General features: G+C 71.4%; 13 protein-coding genes. 9 read left to right on the forward strand and 4 right to left on the reverse strand.

Annotated elements, in window-relative coordinates:
* Nucleotides 1–9: 9 nt before the first annotated feature.
* The 3 genes from ACIBF7_RS01835 to ACIBF7_RS01845 all read right to left on the reverse strand — a co-directional run bounded on the left by ACIBF7_RS01835 (nt 10) and on the right by ACIBF7_RS01845 (nt 3,250).
* Nucleotides 10–1,248: a VWA domain-containing protein gene (locus tag ACIBF7_RS01835; protein ID WP_397196702.1), complete on the reverse strand. Its 1,239-nt coding sequence runs from the start codon at nt 1,246–1,248 to the stop codon at nt 10–12.
* Between the two features lie 98 nt (nt 1,249–1,346).
* On the reverse strand, nt 1,347–2,753 hold the full coding sequence (locus tag ACIBF7_RS01840) for a hypothetical protein (protein ID WP_397196135.1): 1,407 nt from the start codon (nt 2,751–2,753) through the stop codon (nt 1,347–1,349).
* Complete coding sequence (locus ACIBF7_RS01845; RefSeq protein ID WP_364229321.1) at nt 2,753–3,250, reverse strand: hypothetical protein; 498 nt, start codon at nt 3,248–3,250, stop codon at nt 2,753–2,755. The genes ACIBF7_RS01840 and ACIBF7_RS01845 overlap by 1 nt, the downstream gene beginning before the upstream one ends.
* A 140-nt stretch (nt 3,251–3,390) precedes the next feature.
* On the opposite strand from ACIBF7_RS01845, the gene ACIBF7_RS01850 reads away from it, so the two are divergent.
* From ACIBF7_RS01850 to ACIBF7_RS01865, 4 genes are all read left to right on the forward strand, one after another.
* Entirely contained in the window at nt 3,391–4,179 is a 789-nt protein-coding gene (locus tag ACIBF7_RS01850) for an intradiol ring-cleavage dioxygenase (RefSeq protein ID WP_364229319.1), read from the forward strand.
* A 67-nt stretch (nt 4,180–4,246) separates the two neighbouring features.
* A complete protein-coding gene (locus ACIBF7_RS01855) occupies nt 4,247–5,296 on the forward strand; it encodes a DUF559 domain-containing protein (RefSeq protein WP_364229317.1) in 1,050 nt (349 codons plus the stop codon).
* Between the two features lie 3 nt (nt 5,297–5,299).
* A complete protein-coding gene (locus ACIBF7_RS01860) occupies nt 5,300–5,971 on the forward strand; it encodes a hypothetical protein (RefSeq protein ID WP_364229315.1) in 672 nt (223 codons plus the stop codon).
* Nucleotides 5,968–9,201 carry a helicase HerA domain-containing protein gene (locus ACIBF7_RS01865; RefSeq protein ID WP_397196136.1) on the forward strand — a complete coding sequence of 1,078 codons (3,234 nt, stop codon included), beginning with the start codon at nt 5,968–5,970 and terminating at the stop codon, nt 9,199–9,201. The genes ACIBF7_RS01860 and ACIBF7_RS01865 overlap by 4 nt, the downstream gene beginning before the upstream one ends.
* Nucleotides 9,202–9,204: 3 nt before the next feature.
* On the opposite strand, the gene ACIBF7_RS01870 is transcribed toward ACIBF7_RS01865, so the two are convergent.
* Nucleotides 9,205–10,044: a polysaccharide lyase gene (locus tag ACIBF7_RS01870; protein ID WP_271277848.1), complete on the reverse strand. Its 840-nt coding sequence runs from the start codon at nt 10,042–10,044 to the stop codon at nt 9,205–9,207.
* 216 nt (nt 10,045–10,260) lie between these two features.
* On the opposite strand from ACIBF7_RS01870, the gene ACIBF7_RS01875 reads away from it, so the two are divergent.
* The 5 genes from ACIBF7_RS01875 to ACIBF7_RS01895 all read left to right on the forward strand — a co-directional run bounded on the left by ACIBF7_RS01875 (nt 10,261) and on the right by ACIBF7_RS01895 (nt 17,062).
* Entirely contained in the window at nt 10,261–11,949 is a 1,689-nt protein-coding gene (locus tag ACIBF7_RS01875; RefSeq protein WP_271277849.1) for a discoidin domain-containing protein, read from the forward strand.
* Between the two features lie 10 nt (nt 11,950–11,959).
* Nucleotides 11,960–12,799 carry a DUF1996 domain-containing protein gene (locus ACIBF7_RS01880; RefSeq protein ID WP_148035492.1) on the forward strand — a complete coding sequence of 280 codons (840 nt, stop codon included), beginning with the start codon at nt 11,960–11,962 and terminating at the stop codon, nt 12,797–12,799.
* A 123-nt stretch (nt 12,800–12,922) separates the two neighbouring features.
* Complete coding sequence (locus tag ACIBF7_RS01885) at nt 12,923–14,047, forward strand: class I SAM-dependent methyltransferase (protein ID WP_271277625.1); 1,125 nt, start codon at nt 12,923–12,925, stop codon at nt 14,045–14,047.
* Between the two features lie 36 nt (nt 14,048–14,083).
* Nucleotides 14,084–14,689: a VOC family protein gene (locus ACIBF7_RS01890; protein ID WP_148035494.1), complete on the forward strand. Its 606-nt coding sequence runs from the start codon at nt 14,084–14,086 to the stop codon at nt 14,687–14,689.
* Between the two features lie 120 nt (nt 14,690–14,809).
* Nucleotides 14,810–17,062 carry a catalase gene (locus ACIBF7_RS01895; protein ID WP_271277624.1) on the forward strand — a complete coding sequence of 751 codons (2,253 nt, stop codon included), beginning with the start codon at nt 14,810–14,812 and terminating at the stop codon, nt 17,060–17,062.
* The last annotated feature ends 940 nt before the right edge of the window (nt 17,063–18,002 follow it).

An 18,002-nucleotide genomic window follows, 5' to 3' on the forward strand; every position in this document is an offset into this window, starting at 1 on the left:
GCGTATCTCCTAGGTGAGGAAGCTCTTGAGCTCGAACACGAGTTTGTTGATGTTTCCCGAGATGACGGGCGTGCCCAGGTCCTTCAGTTTCTGGCGGAACCACGGGTCCACGCTCTGATGGCCCGAGCTGGTCACCGACCCGACGGGGATGAACCTGGTCCCTGAGCGGTGCACGCTCTCGAAGTCGCGCTGCAGTTCACGGTTGTCATAGAAGTCCGAGATCCACACCATCGCGGTGTTGCGCGGGTCGACGATCTTGGGGCGGGCCAGGGTCATCGCGACCGTCCCGTTCGTGCCGCCGCCGAGTTTGGTACGGAGCAGCACCTCGAACGGGTCGCTCACCCACGGCGTCAGGTCGAGCGCCCTGGTGTCGTAGGCGATCAGGTGGACGTCGACCTTGGGCAGCCCGGCGAAGATCGAGGCCAGGATGGTGCAGTTGACCATGGAGTCCACCATCGAGCCCGACTGGTCGACGACCACGATCAGGCGGGCGGGGGTGGTGCGGCGGGCGGTGTGCCGGTAGAAGAGCTTGTCGACGTACAGCCGCTCGTCCTCGGCGTTCCAGTTGGTGAGGTTCTTCCAGATCGTCCGGTCCAGGTCGAGGTTGCGGAAGACCCTCTTGGGCGGCACCGAACGGTCGACGGGGCCCACGCTCGTCTGCTGCACCTGGGTGCGGAGCACCTGGGCGACCTCGTCCACGAACCGGCGGATCAGCGCCTTGGCGTTGGCCAGCGCCACCCCCGACAGGTTGGACTTGTCGCGCAGCAGCTGCTCGATCAGCGACATGCTGGGCGTGAGCTGCCTGGCCAGCGCGGGGTCGGCGAGCACCTCGCGCAGCCGCATCCGGCGCACCAGGTCGCCTTCCAGCCCGGCGAGCATCCCTCCCAGCTCGCTCTGCCCCGGCTGGGCGCGCAGCTCGCCGGCCTCGCAGCCGAGCGCCTGCTCGAACCAGCCCGCGTCCTGCTGCCAGGCGGCCAGCCGGGTGGCGGTGACGTCGCCCGTGCCGGTCGCGAACAGGTTGAGCAGCAGCTTGGCGGCGAGCGCCGCGGTACGGGCGCGGTCACGGTCGTCGTCGCCCGTCATGAGGCCGCGGAACTCGGGGCCCAGCTCGGGGAAGCGCTGCACCAGGTTGTCCACGGACACGGACGGGTCGAGCAGCTGGGCCGGCAGCCCGAGGTCCTCGACGATGGCGACGCTCGCGGACTCCAGCGCGGGCTGCTCGTCGGCGCCGAACACGCGTGCCAGCATCCGCCAGAGCAGCACCTGCCGCCGATTCGCCTCGGCGGCGCCGTGGGCGGTCGCGTCGCCGTGGGCGGTCGCGTCGCCGGTGGGGTTGTGGTCGGTGGTCATTTGCGCAGCAGCCGTCCCGCTCGTTCGCGGAGCACGCCGACCGGGTCGCCCGTCTTGGCCAGCGCCTTGGCCGCCTTGGGGTCGGTGGTGCCCAGCGCCCAGTCGCCGTTGTGCGCGGCGACCGGCTTCTTCTTGACCGTGGCCTGGACGGCGAGCGGCTGCAGCAGCCACCCCCCGGCGTCCCAGCGCAGCAACCCGACGCACGCGGTGGAGGCGGCGAGCAACTCGGGGGTGAGCGGCCCGCACCCCGGCAGCCGCCCGGTGGCGAACGGCAAGGTGGCGCCGTCGAGCGTGAGCGTGACCCCGCGCCCGGCTTTGGCCGCCTTGTATCCCTCCACCAGGACCGGCTCCGCGACGCGCGCCGGGTGACGGTCCAGCGGCGGGGTCTCCCCGGCCACCGCGCCCGCGAGCAGCACCCGGGCGGTGGCGAACGGGTCGGTGAGCTCGGCCGCGGTGGCCTTCTCCTCCTGCCAGACCAGGTCGCCGCCGGGAAGCAACGGCATGCCGTCGATCTCCGCGGCCAGATGCTTGGCCAGCGTCGCCAGCAGCACCGGATACGCCTGGAACAGCCCCCACACGGCCGGCCCGGTGATGGTGTCGACCTTGCCCGCGGCGACGCTCACCCGTACCAGCCGGGACGTCCCGCCGCCGGCGGGCTCCAGCACCGCGTGCACCTGCACCTGGACGGCGGTGCCGTGCTCGTGCACGTCCGCCCCGAGCGGCAGCAACCGCCCGGACACCGTCTCGGCGCCCTCCCCCGACCCCGGCCAGCCGGGCTCGGCCAGCAGCGTGGCCCGCGTCCACAGGTCGGCCCAGCGCCGTAAGGGCAGCCGTTCCATCGTGGACACCGGCGAGGAGTCACGCAGCTCGGCGGCCAGCCCGTCGAGCAGCACCGCCAGCCGGCGCGCCCCCGGCTCCGCCAGCACGGCCTCGATGGCCTGGTCACCGGCGGCGGCCAGATCGTGCCCCACTCCCCGCCACCCGGTGATGGCCAGCTCGTACAGCCACGACCGGCACCCGACGAGCAGATTTCCCGGTACGGACGAGTCACCGGCGGCGGGCGGGCCGGAGGGAGACCTCGTCCTGCCCAGCGACTCGTCCAGCCGGGTCAGGAGGGCGTCGTGGGCGGCGCCCAGGAGGGCGGACCGCGCGGCGGCCAGGGCCGTCAGGTGCTCGCCGCTCACCGATCCGGCCGACACCTTCGCGGCCGCCTCCGCCACCCGGTCGCCCAGCGGCGTCGCCGCCACCGCTCCGGCCAGCGCGGCGATCGCCGCGGCCCGCTGCTCGCCCACCCGGCCGAAGCCGTGGGACAGCGCGTCGTCGAAGCCGTCGACCAGCTCCAGCGCCTCGGCGAGGCCGTCGGGCAGCCCGCCGACCAGGTCGTTCAGCTGCATCCCGAGCATCAGCGCACCGTCCCGGGGAACCAGTGCATCTCCGCGAGCGGCGCCGTGGTGACCGGCAGCTCCAGGTAGCCCAGGTGGCGCAGGAACCGGCTGAACACCACGGCCGCCGGCTGCGACTCCTGCTGCCCGCCCAGCCTGGCCGCCAGGTCGGCCCCGGAGGCCACCGTCTCGGCCCCCTCGACCCGGAGGTATCGGGCGACCCGCTCCGCTCCGTACTGCACGACCGCCTCGTCCACCAGCGACCGCAGGTGCTTGCAGAGCGAGCCGTAGAGACCGCCGCACGGGCGGTTGTTGTTGGTGCTGCAGTTGAAGTCGTGGGATCCGGCGGCGATCGAGGAGACGTACACGCGAGCGATGTCGGAACCGCTCGACACCACCCCCTGCAGCCTGCCGTCGGCCAGCTCGACGAACGGCACCTTGGCCAGCTTGCGCGGCTGGACGGGCGGCACCACGCACGTCACGCTGCTCAGCTCCCACACGGTCGGGTCAGCGGGCACGGTCAACGACCTCCAGCCGGGCTCGGCAATGATCAACGGAACCGGAATGTAGCGAACCTCACCGACAAAGACCGGTGGATCTCTCTCAGCAGACCTTCATGTGACTCACCTAACGTCGAAACCCCATCGAAGGGATCGATATGGGACACGATCATGAAGGGCAGCGCGTCAGCAGGCGGCGGATGATCGCGGGCATCGGCTCTCTCGGGCTCGGCGGGCTGATCGCCGCGTGCACGGGGCAGCCGGTCACCACCTCCACCGGCGAGTCCGTCACCCCTCAGACGACCACCGCCCAGGACCTCACCTCGCTCTTCGACGGCGCGAACACCTGCACGCTGACCCCCGCCACCACCGCGGGGCCGTACTACTTCGACGCCGACAAGGTCCGCGCCGACATCCGCGAGGACCGGGAGGGCGTCCGGCTGCGGGTGGCCGTCAAGGTGCAGGACAGCGGGAGCTGCCGGCCGATCAAGGACGCGGTGGTGGAGATCTGGCACTGCGACGCGGGCGGCCTCTACTCGGGCGCCGAGGCGATGTCCCGAGGCGGCGGCGCGCTCTCGGTCTCGTCGCCCGACCTCGACCCGCAGGACGACGAGCGCTACCTGCGCGGCGCCCAGGTCACGAACGCCGACGGCGTCGTCGAGTTCACCACCATCTGGCCCGGCTGGTACCGGGGCCGCTGCGTGCACATCCACGCGATGGTGCACGTCAGCGACGCCCGGGTGCTGACCACGCAGATGATGTTCGACGAGGCGCTCAACGACCGGGTCCTGGCGGGGCGGCCGTACGCGGCCCGGGGCGAGCGGGACACCCGCAACGACGGCGACGGCATCTTCCGGGACGAGATGCTCATGAAGGTCACCCCCGACGGCGACGGCTATGTGGGCGCGATCGTGCTCGCCGCGGACCCGGACGGCGATAGCGGGTGACAGCCGCGCGGGGTGGCGTATAACGTCGCCACCACTGTCCGAGTCCGGCTGACGACGGGGGCGAGCGGTGCGGTCCTGGGCTGCGTTACCGACCGGCAAGGTCGTGCGCCTGGAGGGCGCCGGTCCGCTGCCGCTCGCCGTCGACTCGCTGCCCCGCGAGGCCCCCGCGATCCTCACCTGCACCGCCCGGGAGGCGCGCTCCCCGAAAGCGCTGGCCTCCGCGATCCTGGACGAGCTGGACGCCACGGTGCTCGGCCTCTTCCCCGCCTGGCTGCCGGACGCCGAGGGCATCGACGGGCCCGGCGGGGCGGGCCTGGCCGCCGTACGCACCCTCGCCCTCCGCACCGCCGCCACCAGCGCCCACTTCGGACCGTTCCTCGCCGAGCTGGCGGAACGCGCCCTGCGCGCCCGCCCCGGCCGGCTCCCGGACCTGCGGGCGAGCCTCTCCCCCGAGATCCGGCCCAGCGGGTTCCCGCCGGAGGTGCGGGCCGCGGGGCTGGCCAGGGCGCTGGCCGCCGCCTTCTCCAGGCCCGGCGCGGCGCTCCTGGTGGACGTGCCGGAAGGGCTGTCGCCCGCCGGTCAGGAAGCCCTGGTCGCAGCGGGCGAGTGGCTGGCGCACCGCGCCGGGCTGGGCATCTGGCTCTCGGGACCGCTCCCCGCCGTGGACCGGGTGGAGACCGTCCTCGTCGCGGAAGCACCGGCCCAGGCCGCCTCCCGTCCCGAACAGCAGATCACCCCGGGCAGGACCGGCCACCCGCCCGTCGCCGGCCGCCCGCACCCGGCGAGCGCCGCGGAGCACGCGCTGGAGGCCGCGCTGAGCGGGTGCGCGTGGGCCGCCGGCCGGGCCTGGAACCAGACGATCCACCCCTGCGCCCTGGCCTCTCCGGTACGGGCCGACCTGGTGTGGCAGGACGAGTGGTGCGTCGTCGAGCTGGACGGGCCGGATCACCGCGAGCTGGACAAGTTCACCACCGACCGCGCCCGTGATGTGCGCCTGCAGATCGCCGGTTACGCCGTGCTCCGGTTCACCGATGTCCAGGTGCTGACCGATCCCCAGGCCGTGGTCCGTCACATCGAGCTTTTCCTGCGGAACCGTCGAGTCTCTCAAGAAGGATGAAACATGTCAGAGCGAAAGCTGTCGCTCCCTGAATTCGCCGCGCTGATGGCGCTGGCCGAGGAGAACGCCGAGATCTCCAACCCCGACCTCAAGGAGCGGCACGGCCTGACCATCGACGGCAAGAGACGTCTCAAGCTCAACGAGCTGAAACTGGTCGACAGTTGGCGGCAGGGCCGGACATACGTGCACATGCTCACGGACAGCGGCTGGGCTCGCCTTGAGGAGGACCTGCGAGCCGGAGCGCTTCCCGCGATGACCGGCTCGCCGAAGGTGATCGCCCGTGGCCTGCAGGGCTGGCTGCGGAAGTACATGGACCGTTCCGGCTTGCGACTGGCCGACGTGTCCACGCCCCTGGAAACCGCTCCGCCTGGTGATGAGGCCCCGGTGGCCGAGCCGGTCGGGCTGCTACCAGGAGATCTGGAGGCGCGGATCCGCGCCGCGTACGCGCGGCTCGCGCCCCTGCCCGGCTCCTGGGTGGGGCTGGCCTGGCTGCGTCCCCTGCTCGGCGACGCGCCCAGGGACGAGGTCGACGCCGCGCTCGTCCGGCTGGAACGGCTGCCGGACGTGAACATCGTCCCCGAGTCCAACCAGAAGATCCTCACGCCCGCGGACCGGGAAGCCGGGGTGATCATCGGGGGTCAGGAGAAGCACCTGCTGTGGATCGGGGAAGCATGACAGGGCCCGGCACCGAGGCGCTCACCGCGCTCAGCTTCAACTACACCGAGGGCGCCGACGACGTCTGGCGGCCCTCGGCGTTCCATGTCGAAGGGCTGCACGGGCACTCGGCGAAGATCCTGCTCGACGGCCTGGCGGAGGCCGGCGGCCAGCGGGAGACGAGCCCGATCGGCGTGGTCCTGCAGGGCCAGCGCGGCACCGGCAAGACCCACCTGCTCGGCTGGCTGCGCGAAGTGACCCAGCGCCAGGGCGGTTACTTCGTGCTGGTCGGGCTGCTGGATGCCAAGGAGTTCTGGGAGAGCGTCATGGTGTCGCTCCTCGACAGCTTCTCCCGGCCGGGCGAGGGCGGGCAGACGCAGCTCAGGGCGTTCCTGTCGCGGCTGGCCGCACGCGCCGACCTGTCCCGGATGGCGCGCAGGGCCGTCACCGGCAAGAAGACCCTGTCCAGGGAGGAGCTCGACGCGTTCGTCCACGCGCTGCGGGCGATGGACGAGAAGGTCGGGCGCGAGTGTCAGGACACCGCGCGGGCGCTGGTGCTCTACGCCTCCCCCGACCCGGCCCTGCAGGACCTCGGCGAGGCTTTCCTGTACGCGATGCCGGAGGGCGAGACCGGCGACCGGGTCCGCTGGGGCATCCGGCCGATCAACAAGTCGCCGCAGGAGATCGTCAGGGACGTCTCCCACCTGCTGGCGCTCACCGGCCCGACGATCATCGCGGTGGACCAGATCGACCCGCTGATCGCCCAGTCCAGGATCTCCACCGACACCGTGACGGATGACGGCCATGGCGACAAGCTGCTCCTGGAGCGGATCGCCGGCGGCCTGATGGCGCTGCGCGAGGTGACCAGGCGCACCATGACGGTCGTCTCGTGCATCCCCCAGACCTGGACGCTCGTCGAGCGGGAGGCGGTCGACACGGTCCGCGACCGGTTCCGTACGGCCGTGCAGCTCATGACCATCCCTGACCCCGAGACCGCGCGCGAGCTGGTCGCCAAGCGGTTCGGCGTGCAGTACGGGGCGGCCGGGGTCGAGCCGCCGTACCCGACCTGGCCCGTGCGGCCGGAGGCGTTCGACGAGGCGCCCGGGTTCACCGCGCGGCAGTTGCTCATCACGATCGACAAGCACGTACGGGCATGCCTGCTCAGCGGCGAGGTGTCGGAGCTGACCAGCCTCACCGCGCGACCGCAGCCTCCGGTCGAGGAGCCCGCAGCCGTCACGGAGGCGGCGGCGCTCGCCGGGCTGGACGCCCGCTTCGCCACACTCCGCGACGCCGGGGAAGCCCCTGACGTGAACGGCGCCACCGAGGACGTGCTGATGCCCGCGCTGCTGGCGGCCGGGTTGGCGGCGTGGATCACCGAGCAGGGCGAGGACGGCCAGGCGTTCAGCGTCGACCCGCCGCCCAGCGCCAAGCCGCCCCTGCACGCGCGGCTGCGGTTCACGCTGGACGAGACGACGGAGGACGAGGCTCACTGGGCCTTCCGGGCGATCACCGCCGAGCACGCGGTCTCGGCGCTCAACCGGATACGCAAGGCGTCGGTGGCGGCCGGTCTGGACGCCGAGGTGCCCAAGCGGCGGCTGTTCCTGCTGCGTAACGAGGAGTGGTCGAAGGGGGCGCGGACGCGGGAGGTGGTCGCCGCCTTCGAGCGCGCGGGCGGAAGGACCCTGTCCTTCACCGACACCGACCTGCGCGTCCTGGCGGCGCTCAGGCATCTGCGCGCGGAGAACCCGCCGGGGCTGGCGTCGTGGCTGGCCTCCCGCCGTCCCACCCGCGCGGTCACCTTCCTGGCCGAGGCCCTGGCGGACGTCCGGACCGTCCCGCCCGCGACCCGGGACGACGGCCTGAGGACCGGCGATCCCGCCGTCGGGCGTGCCGAAGAGCAGGAGAGGCCGACAGGTCCGACGGGCCCCGCGCCTGCTCCGTCCGATGACGCCGCCGTACGGAGAGAGGACGCGTCCCCTTCATCCCACGGTCCCCTGGCGCCCTCGCCATCCCGTGAGGACACCCCCCACGTCCCCCTGGGGAGGGCCGTCGGGAGCGGGCAGCCCGTCCAGGTGCGGCTGGAGGCGTTGCGGAAGCATGCGGCGATCTTCGCTGGTTCCGGCTCGGGCAAGACGGTGCTGATCAGGCGGCTGGTCGAGGAGTGCGCCATGCACGGCGTGTCGGCCATCGTGCTCGACCCGAACAACGACCTGGCCAGGCTGGGCGACCGGTGGCCGGAGCGGCCGCAGGGCTGGCTCGACGGGGACGCGGGGAAGGCCGCCGACTACCTGGCCGGGACCGAGGTGGTGGTCTGGACGCCGAGGCGCGCGGCGGGCAGGCCGCTCAGCTTCCAGCCGCTGCCGGACTTCGCCGGGGTGGCCGGTGACCCCGACGAGTTCGCCGAGGCGGTGGAGTCGGCGGTGGCGTCGATCGCGCCCCGGGTGAAGGTGGACGCGCGGACGAAGAAGGCGGATCTGGGCCGGGCGGTGCTGCGCAAGGCGCTGGAGCACTACGGCCGCGGGGGCGGGTCGAGCCTCAGGGGGTTCGTCGCCCTGCTGGCCGACCTGCCCGACGGGGTGAGCGAGCTGGCCGACGCCCCCCGGCTGGCGGCCGACCTGGCGCAGTCGCTGCAGGCGGCGATGGACAACGACCCGCTGTTCGGCGGCGGTGGCGAGCCGGTGGACCCCGGCGTGCTGCTGACGCCGTCGCCGGGCAGACGGGCGCGCGTCTCGGTGATCAGCTTCGTCGGGCTGCCGAACGACGAGCAGCGGCAGAGCTTCGTCAGCCAGCTCCAGATGGCGCTGTTCGCCTGGATCAGGAGGAACCCGGCGGGCGACCGTCCGCTGGGCGGGCTGTTCGTGATGGACGAGGCGCAGACGTTCGCCCCCGGCGGTGGCCGGGTGACGGCCTGCACGCACAGCACGCTGGCGCTGGCGTCGCAGGCCCGCAAGTACGGTCTGGGCCTGGTGTTCGCCACCCAGGCGCCCAAGGGTCTGCACAACCAGATCCCCGGCAACGCCGCCACCCAGTTCTTCGGCCTGCTGAACGCGCCGGTGCACATCGAGGCGGCCAAGGAGATGGCGCGGGCCAAGGGCGGCTCGACGCCGGACATCGCCCGGTTGAGCTCGGGCGAGTTCTACGTGGCGCTGGAGGGGAGCGCCTTCGTGAAGGCGCGGGCGCCGATGTGCCTGAGCCACCACCCGAGGGCGCCGCTGACGACGGAGGAGGTGCTGGCCCGCGCCGCCCGCTGACGGCTAGCGGGTGGACGCCGGGTTGACCTCGCTGAAGGTCCTGCCCACCGCGATGTTGTCGTGGAAGATCGTGCGGCTGTCGACGTCGGTCTTCCCGGAGGCCCACGCGGGCTTGTAGATGCCCCACTTCAGGTAGCCGCTGGTGGTCTTGTCGTCGTTGAAGGTGTTGGGGCCGCCGGCGGTCAGGACCTTGCGCCATCCGGGGTTCTTGTGGGTCTGGTACCAGCCGTCGATCTTCCCCTGGCTGCCGTGGCTCCAGGTGAACCTGAAGACGAAGTCGTGCCACTGCCCTGGCTTCACGTCGGCCAGGTCGAAGCTGGTCTTGCGGACGGATTCGGGGGTGGAGCAGGCGTTGCCGTCGGAGTTGACCCGGAGCCGCCATTTCCCGGAGGGCTGCACGCTGAGGAAGGCGCTGGGGAACTTGCCGGTCTCGCACGCGTCGCTCCAGGGCTTCCACTGGAACACGATGTCTTCCCTGGAGTCGCGCTGCCAGGTGCTCAGGAGGTAGACGCTGAACCCGTAGTAGACGGTGTCGCCGGAGCGGAAGTGGGTCTCCTTGGCGTGGAGGGTGTGGCTCTCGGCGCGGGTGCTGCCCGCGACCTTCGGGTCACCGTACTTCAGCACGCTGCGTACCGCGTACTCGCCGGTCCTCGGCAGGTCGTCGACCTTGATCGAGTGGCTGCAGCACTCGTTGAGGCCCACCTTGGGGTGCGCCCCGTTCTCGTAGTCGACGCGGAACGGCGCCGCCGCCGCGAGCTCCGCGGACGCGGGGGCCGGAGCGCCCGCCGTCGTGAGACCGGCGACGGCGAGCGCCGCCGCCGTGATCTGTCGGGGCTTTCCCATGTGCGTGAAGTCCTCTCCGTGACCTGAGATCCCGCGGCAGCTTGCCAGCGGTCGGTATGGACCCGGTATGCCGTGAGGATGGGAGAGCGCTCTCCGATCTGCTCCACTCTGTGCCTTAATACTCCCTTCCTGCTGACAGGCGACTTGACAGATTTTCCTGACACCATCACCCTCACTTTAGGGAGCGCTCCCCCCTCGCTCCCTGAGGAGACCTCCGTGAGTCCACCCCGCCTGGGGACGCTCGTCACACTCGTCCTCGCCCTCGTCGCCCCCCTCCTCGCGGCCCTGCCCGCCCAGGCCGCCGCCGCCCTGCTGTCACAGGGCAGGCCCGCCACCGCCTCCTCCACCGAGAGCGCGGCCTTCCCCGCCTCCGCCGCCGTCGACGGCGACGCCGGCACCCGCTGGTCCAGCGCCTTCTCCGACCCGCAGTGGATCCAGGTCGACCTGGGCTCGTCCGCCGCGCTCTCCCAGGTGGTGCTGCGCTGGGAGGCCGCCCACGCCACCGCCTTCCAGATCCAGGTGTCCGCGAACGGCAGCGCCTGGACCACCGTCCACACCACCACGTCCGGCCCCGGCGGCACCCAGACCATCGACGTGTCGGGCACCGGCCGGTACGTCCGCGTGCACGGGACACAGCGGGCCACCCCGTGGGGCTACTCGCTCTGGGAGTTCCAGGTGTACGGCACCGGGAGCGGCGAGCGGCTGCTCTCCTACGGCAGGCCCGGCGTCGCCTCCTCCTCGCAGCACGACTCCACCTGCTGGGAGTGCACCCCGGCGCGCGCCTTCGACCTCGACCCGGCCAGCAGGTGGGCCACCGCCGCCTGGGCCGACCCCGGCTGGATCTACGTCGACCTCGGCGCGACCGCCCAGATCACCAGGGTCGTGCTGCAGTGGGACCCGGCCTACGCCCGCGCGTTCCAGATCCAGGTCTCGCCCGACGCCTCGGCCTGGACCACGATCTACTCCACCACGTCGGGCACCGGCTTCAAGCAGACGCTCACCGTGAGCGGAACCGGCCGCTACGTCCGCGTGTACGGGACGCAGCGCGCGACCTCGTACGGCTACAGCCTCTGGGAGTTCCAGGTGTACGGCACCGGCGGCGCGCCCATCACCCCACCGTCCCCCGCCCCCGACCCGGCCGACCCGCCGCGGCTCGTCTGGCAGGACGAGTTCGACGGCCCGGCGGGCGCCAGGCCCGATCCGGCCAAGTGGACCGCCGATCCCGGCACCGGGCCCAACAACGAGCTGGAGTACTACACCGACAACGGCAACGCCGCCCTGGACGGCCAGGGCCGGCTGGTGATGGAGGCGCGCAAGCAGGCCACCCCGGGCTCCGCCTGCCCGCGTGACCCGCTCACCGGCAGCGCCACCTGCCAGTACACCTCCCACCGGATGAACACCGGCGGCAAGTTCCACTTCACCTACGGCCGCGTCGAGGCCCGGATCAAGGTGCCCAGGGGCAACGGGCTGTGGCCGGCGTTCTGGATGATGGGCGCCGACTTCCTGACCGGGCGGCCGTGGCCGTACAACGGCGAGATCGACATCATGGAGGTGCTCGGCAAGGACACCCGCACGTCACACTCCACCGTGCACGCGCCCGCCTACAACGGAGGCGGCGGCATCGGCGGCTCCTATACCTTGCCCGGCGGCGCCGACCTCGCCGACGACTTCCACGTCTGGGCCGCCCACTGGGACAGCCGCGGCATCACGTACACGCTCGACGGCCGCACCGTCGTCACCCTCAGCAAGGAAGAGGTGGAGCGCACGCGCGGCCCGTGGGTCTTCGACCACCCGTTTTACATCATCCTCAACCTGGCCGTCGGCGGCGACTGGCCCGGCCCGCCCGACGCCTCCACCCCGTTTCCCGCCCGCATGCTCGTCGACTACGTGCGCGTCTACCAGTGAGGACCCCGCCATGAGACTGTTACGCCTGTTCGCCGTGCTCGCGGTGCTGATGGGTGCGCCGCTGTCGGTCCAGCCCGCCCAGGCCGAACCGGTACGGGTGGCGGAGTTCCTCGCCGACTGCCCCTACAGCCACCGGCTGCCCGACGACCCGATCATCTTCCCCGGCCTGCCCGGCGCCTCCCACATGCACAGCTTCTTCGGCAGCCGGATCACCAACGCCCACACCACGCTGGCCGACCTGCAGCGCGGCGCCACCAACTGCAACCCGTCGGTGGACAGGTCCTCCTACTGGGTGCCGACGCTCTACCGGAACGGCACGCCGGTCGAGCCGACGATCACCACGTTCTACTACCTCGGCGAGGGCGTGCGGCCTGACGTGACCGCGCGCATCCAGCCGTTCCCCCTGGGGCTGCGGATCGTGGCCGGCAACGCGCGCGCCACCGGGCCCGGCGACTCCACCATCGCCCGCTGGTCCTGCCTGCACGCCGGGCACGTGCCGGCCTCGAAGGACTTCGTCACCTGCCCGCCCGGCACGATGCTGGAGTCGTACCTGGACTTCCCGCAGTGCTGGAACGGCCGCGACCTCGACTCGCCCGACCACAAGAGCCACATGGCCTACCCGGTCGGCGACGACTGCCCGAGCAGCCACCCGGTGCCCGTGCCCAAGCTCCGCCAGGTGCTGCGCTACCCGGTCAGCGGTGACCCGTCCGGGTTCCGGCTGGCCTCGGGCGGCGGCTACACCATGCACGGCGACTTCTTCAACGCCTGGCCGGTCGCCGAGCTGGAGCGCCGGGTACGCGACTGCATCCGGCCGATCATCAAGTGCGGGGCCGACGGCAGGCCGTCGTGACCTCCCCGGGCGGGCCGTCTCCAGCGGCCCGCCCGCCTTGGCCGTTTGGGGATGGTTTGCTGGCGGTAGCGATGGAATAGTCAGGGCAATACCCGCGCAAACGGTCTGCGTTAGGGGTGTGCGATGGTCTCGGCTCGACGGCTGCTCGGCAAGCTGGTCTACGGCTCGCGCTACGACAAGGTGCCCTGGGGGCAGCGGGTCTACGTACGCCCCGGAGAGCGGCTGATCCGCGAGGCGCAGTGGCGCAGGCTGCTGAGACGCTCGCCGATCGTGGAGCCCGAGGACTACCAGGCACGCATGCCGCTGGGCGAGATCGAGGAGTTCATCGACTGCACGCTCTGCGGCGAGCCGCGCATGCAGCCGCTGTACGAGCCGGTGGGCGAGGACGGCAAGTGGCGCTACCACGTGGTGCGCTGTCCCTCCTGCGGGTTCCTCTACCGCAACCCGAACATCCGTCCCGAGCGGCTCGGCGACCTGTACGCCAAGGGCTACAGCAAGTTCCTGACCGGCAAGTACGCCGCCAACCGGCAGCGCCGCTACCAGCTGACCATGGACGCGTTCTCCCCGGTCTTCGACGACGGCGCCGGGCGGCGACTGCTCGACTTCGGCTGCGGCGCCGGGCTCTTCCTGGAGCTGGCCGAGCAGCGCGGCTTCGACGCGGTCGGCGTGGACCTGTCGCCCGACTCGGTCGCGCAGGCCAACGAGCGGCTCACCCGGGGACGGGCGTACCTGGGCGCGCCGGAGGACGTGCCGGAGATCGCCGCCGGCGGCTTCGACGTGATCACCCTCTGGTCGGTGCTGGCGCACCTGCCCAGGCCGGTGGACGACTTCCGCCGGTTCCGCGAGCTGCTCGCGCCGGGCGGGGTGCTGATGATCCTCACGGTCAACGCCAACTCGCTGCTGCTCAAGGCGTACGAGTCGGCGTGGAGCGGCTTCACCAAGAACCACCTGATGTTCTACTCGGCCGACACGCTCCCGGTGCTGCTGCGCCGTACCGGCTTCGCGGGGGCGGGCTACGCCCCCTTCTACGGCGACACGATCGAGGCCCGCACCACCAACCTGCCGGAGTCGCTGCGGGCGCGGCTGCGCCGCACGGTGCAGGCCACGGACGGGGGCAACATGCTGCGCGCGATGGCCTTCGCCGACGAGGAGGCGATCACCCGCTGGTCCGGCTCCCGCGAGGTCCGCCGCCTGCGCGCGGAGCCGGCGGCCACCAAGTCCGCGCCGCTGGATCTCACCGGGACGTGACTACCCGGAGGTAGTTGAAAGGCGTACTGTTGGGCCATGGCTGCAACCCCGGAAACGGTGCACTGGCGTGGCGTCCACCACCTCGCCCTCATCACCGCGGACATGGACGCCACCGTCAGGTTCTGGCACGGCGTCCTGGACGCGCGACTGGTCGCCACCCTGGCCGTGCCCGCGTTCAAGCACTACTTCTTCGAGGTCGGCGTCGGCAGCACCATCGCCTTCTTCGAGTACGCCGACCAGGAGCTCGACAGCTTCGCCAAACCGGCCGGCGTCCCGTACGCGAAGGCCGCCCAGTTCGACCACCTCTCCCTGCACCTGCCCGACGAGGACGCGCTGGTACGGATGCGCGACCGGCTCAAGGAGCACGGCTGCGAGGTCACCGACGTCATCGACCACGGCTTCCTGCGCTCGATCTACTTCAGCGACCCCAACGGCATCGCCCTGGAGGCCTCCTGGTGGGCGCTCGACGCGACCGGCAGGCCGGTGGACTACACCGACGAGCGGCTGTTCGCCGACCCCGACCCGGTGCCCGCCGCCCGCGAGCTCCGCGACACCGGCAGGCTGACGCACACGGTCAGCACCCGGCTGGTGGACGGCGTCATCGAGGACCTGCGACGGGAGGGCATCACCCTGGAACGTTGAGGCCCAACACCTGACCGGATTCGCCTGTAAGCACCGTAAACTCCGCGTGGCGACCTCCGGCGTGGGGAAGTCTGCGTACGCCCGGCACCCGGCGACGCAGCCTCACGCCAAGGAGAGACCATGGAGCACCCGATCAAGTCGACCGTGGAGAAGGTCGTCGACGCGGTGACCGGCGGCGGGCCCGCCGAGATCCCCGGCGTCCCCAACAGCGAGCCGCCGTCGCTGGAGGAGCCCACGGAGCCTCGGGAGCCGCTGCCGCCCAAGCCGGACCAGAGCGGGCCGGACACCTTCTCCCCCACCGGCCGGCCCACCGGCGTTCCGCAGGACAAGGTTGCTCAAGGCGGGGCATACCTGACGACCGCCCAAGGGCTCCGGCTGCCCGACACCGACCACTCGCTCAAGGCGGGCCCGCGCGGCCCGGTTCTGCTGCAGGACCACCACCTGCGCGAGAAGGTCATGCACTTCGACCACGAGCGCATCCCCGAGCGCGTCGTGCACGCGCGCGGCGCCGGGGCGCACGGCGTCTTCCGGGGCTACGGCGCCGCCTCGAACGTCACCAAGGCCGCCTTCCTCGCCAAGGACGTCGAGACGCCGGTCTTCGTGCGGTTCTCCACCGTGATCGGCTCGCGCGGCTCGGCGGACACCGTGCGCGACACGCGTGGCTTCGCGACCAAGTTCTACACCTCCGAGGGCGTGTTCGACCTGGTCGGCAACAACTGCCCGATCTTCTTCATCCAGGACGCGATCAAGTTCCCCGACGTCATCCACGCCGCCAAGTGGCACCCGGACCGGGAGATCCCGCAGGCGCAGACCGCGCACGACACGTTCTGGGACTTCGTCGGCCTGCACACCGAGGGCACCTTCCACACGATCTGGAACATGTCGGACCGCGGCATCCCGCGCTCCTACCGGATGATGGAGGGCTTCGGCGTGCACACCTTCCGCCTGGTCAACGCGGAGGGTGCGACCACGCTGGTCAAGTTCCACTGGAAGCCCAAGCTCGGCGTGCACTCCCTGGTCTGGGAGGAGGCGCAGCTGCTCAACGGCGTGGACCCGGACTTCCACCGGCGCGACCTCTTCGACGCGATCGAGGCGGGCGCCTATCCGGAGTGGGAGCTGGGCATCCAGGTCTTCCCCGACACGCCGGAGCAGATGTTCGAAGGCATCGACCTGCTCGACTCGACGAAGATCGTCCCCGAGGAGCTGGCCCCGGTCCAGCCGATCGGCCTGCTCACCCTCAACCGCAACACGTCCAACTTCTTCGCCGAGACCGAACAGGTCGCCTTCCACGTCGGCCACCTGGTGCCCGGCATCGACGTCACCGACGACCCGCTGCTGGCCGGGCGGCTGTTCTCGTACCTCGACACGCAGATCACCCGGCTGGCCGGGCCCAACTTCCCGCAGATCCCGATCAACCGGCCGCACGCCCCCGTCAACGACATGCTGCGGGACGGCTTCCACCAGACGGCCGTGCACCGGGGCGTCGCCCCGTACCGGCCGAACTCGCTCGACGGCGGCTGCCCCTTCACGGCGGGAGCGGCCGAGGGAGGGTACGTCGAGGTGCCCACGCAGGTGTCCGGCCGGAAGGTGCGCGAGGCGCCCGCGTCGTACGCCGACCACTTCAGCCAGGCGCGGCTGTTCTGGCTGAGCCTGACGCCGGTCGAGCGCGAGCACACCATCGCGGCCTACACCTTCGAGCTGGCCAAGTGCTACGAGCAGGCGATCAAGGAGCGATACCTGCGGGTGCTCGCGAACATCGACCCGGTCCTGTGCGAACAGGTCGCCGAGGGGCTCGGGCTGCCCGCGCCGGCCGGGTCGGAGTCGCTGGCGGACCCGCGGCCCAGCCCGGCGCTGTCCCAGGTCGGGCGGACCTGGCCGGCCGACGGCCGGATCATCGGCATCGTCGCCGGCGACGACGACGCGGCGGCGGTCGGCGACGTCCGCCAAGCGGTGCTCGACGGCGGCATGGTGCCGTTGATCATCGCGCCGACCGGCGGCATGCTCGGCGGGACGCTGCCGGTGCAGCGCACGTTCGTCACCGCGCGCTCCGTCGAGTTCGACGCGTTGCTGGTGGCGAGCGCCCCCGCACCGGGCAAGGACGCGTACGGGGCCCGCGACGCGAAGGCGGGCGGCGGTTCGGACGCGGCGGTCGACCCGCGCGTGCTGCTGCTGATCACCGAGGCCTACCGGCACGCCAAGCCGATCGGCGGCTGGGGCACGGCCTCCCAGGTCTTCACCCAGGCGGGCATTCCCACGCAGGCCCCGGGCGTGCTCCTCGGCGACGACGGCCCGACGGTCCTGCGGGAGACACTCCAGCTCCTGGCGGCGCACCGGGTCTGGGACCGCTTCCCCGCCGCGGCCGCCCTGACCTGATCAGCTAGCGCCGCTTGCCGGCCCGCTTGACCAGCACGACGACCAGCCCGGCCACGGCAGCCGGGATCAGCAGGAAGATGAAGACGAGCATCAGCAGTTCCGGCAGACCCACGTTCACAGCGGTTTCTCCCCTCGAAGCCGGGGTGAGCGTCCCACGGCGAACCTGCCCGCCACAAGGCGGGCAGGTCACCGGCCCTGTATCCGGAAGAGCAGGTTCGGCCGGCCCGCTGCTCCGGCGCCGGCAGAGGACTACCTCATGTCCAGTGTTTGGATCGTTCCTCCGGGATGGATCAGCGCGATTCTGTTTCCCTGCGCGACCTGATCGGTCAAGAACTCCCACATCGTCACAGCGCGACCGATTCCGTCGGTCAGGGACACTCTGTTGGCTTCAGCGAGCCGCTGCAGGGTCCGCATGGTCTCCCGCTCCACGTTCACCGTGAGGCGCACGAATGAGGGAGGCGCGTGAGAGGCGTTCTGGCCGGCGCCTGCGGCCCGGCCGTCGGTACACCGCGGATCAGACATAAGCAGGCTCTTCCCATCGTCGGTGGACGTGCGAGAGCCACTGCCATACGAATGCGGTGAAAGGGGCGGGCGTAACCAGACCCCTCCTAACCCTCGCGTCGAGCTGTGATTGATGTTCATGCCCCTTCCCTCCCCATTCTCCCGAGGTGGACCCACCTCTCCTGCACCACCACCCCAAGCTGATGGGGACCCCCTGATATCAACCTAGGATCCACATCCACGCCCCATTATGGGCCAGCTCCCCAGGAATGCAAGGCCCGGTACGGCATTCATCCATACCCGCACTACATTCACTATGGTCGAGATGTTGATCCGATACACATCAAAGGCGTAGATTCGACACATCGATGTAACATCGGTGCATGGGTGTCCGGGGGCGAGAGGCGGACGACGGAGTCCGCCTCGGGAGACAGTAGGA

Origin of the sequence: Nonomuraea sp. NPDC050478 (assembly GCF_044458265.1) — a bacterium.
GTDB classification, from domain to species: domain Bacteria; phylum Actinomycetota; class Actinomycetes; order Streptosporangiales; family Streptosporangiaceae; genus Nonomuraea; species Nonomuraea ferruginea.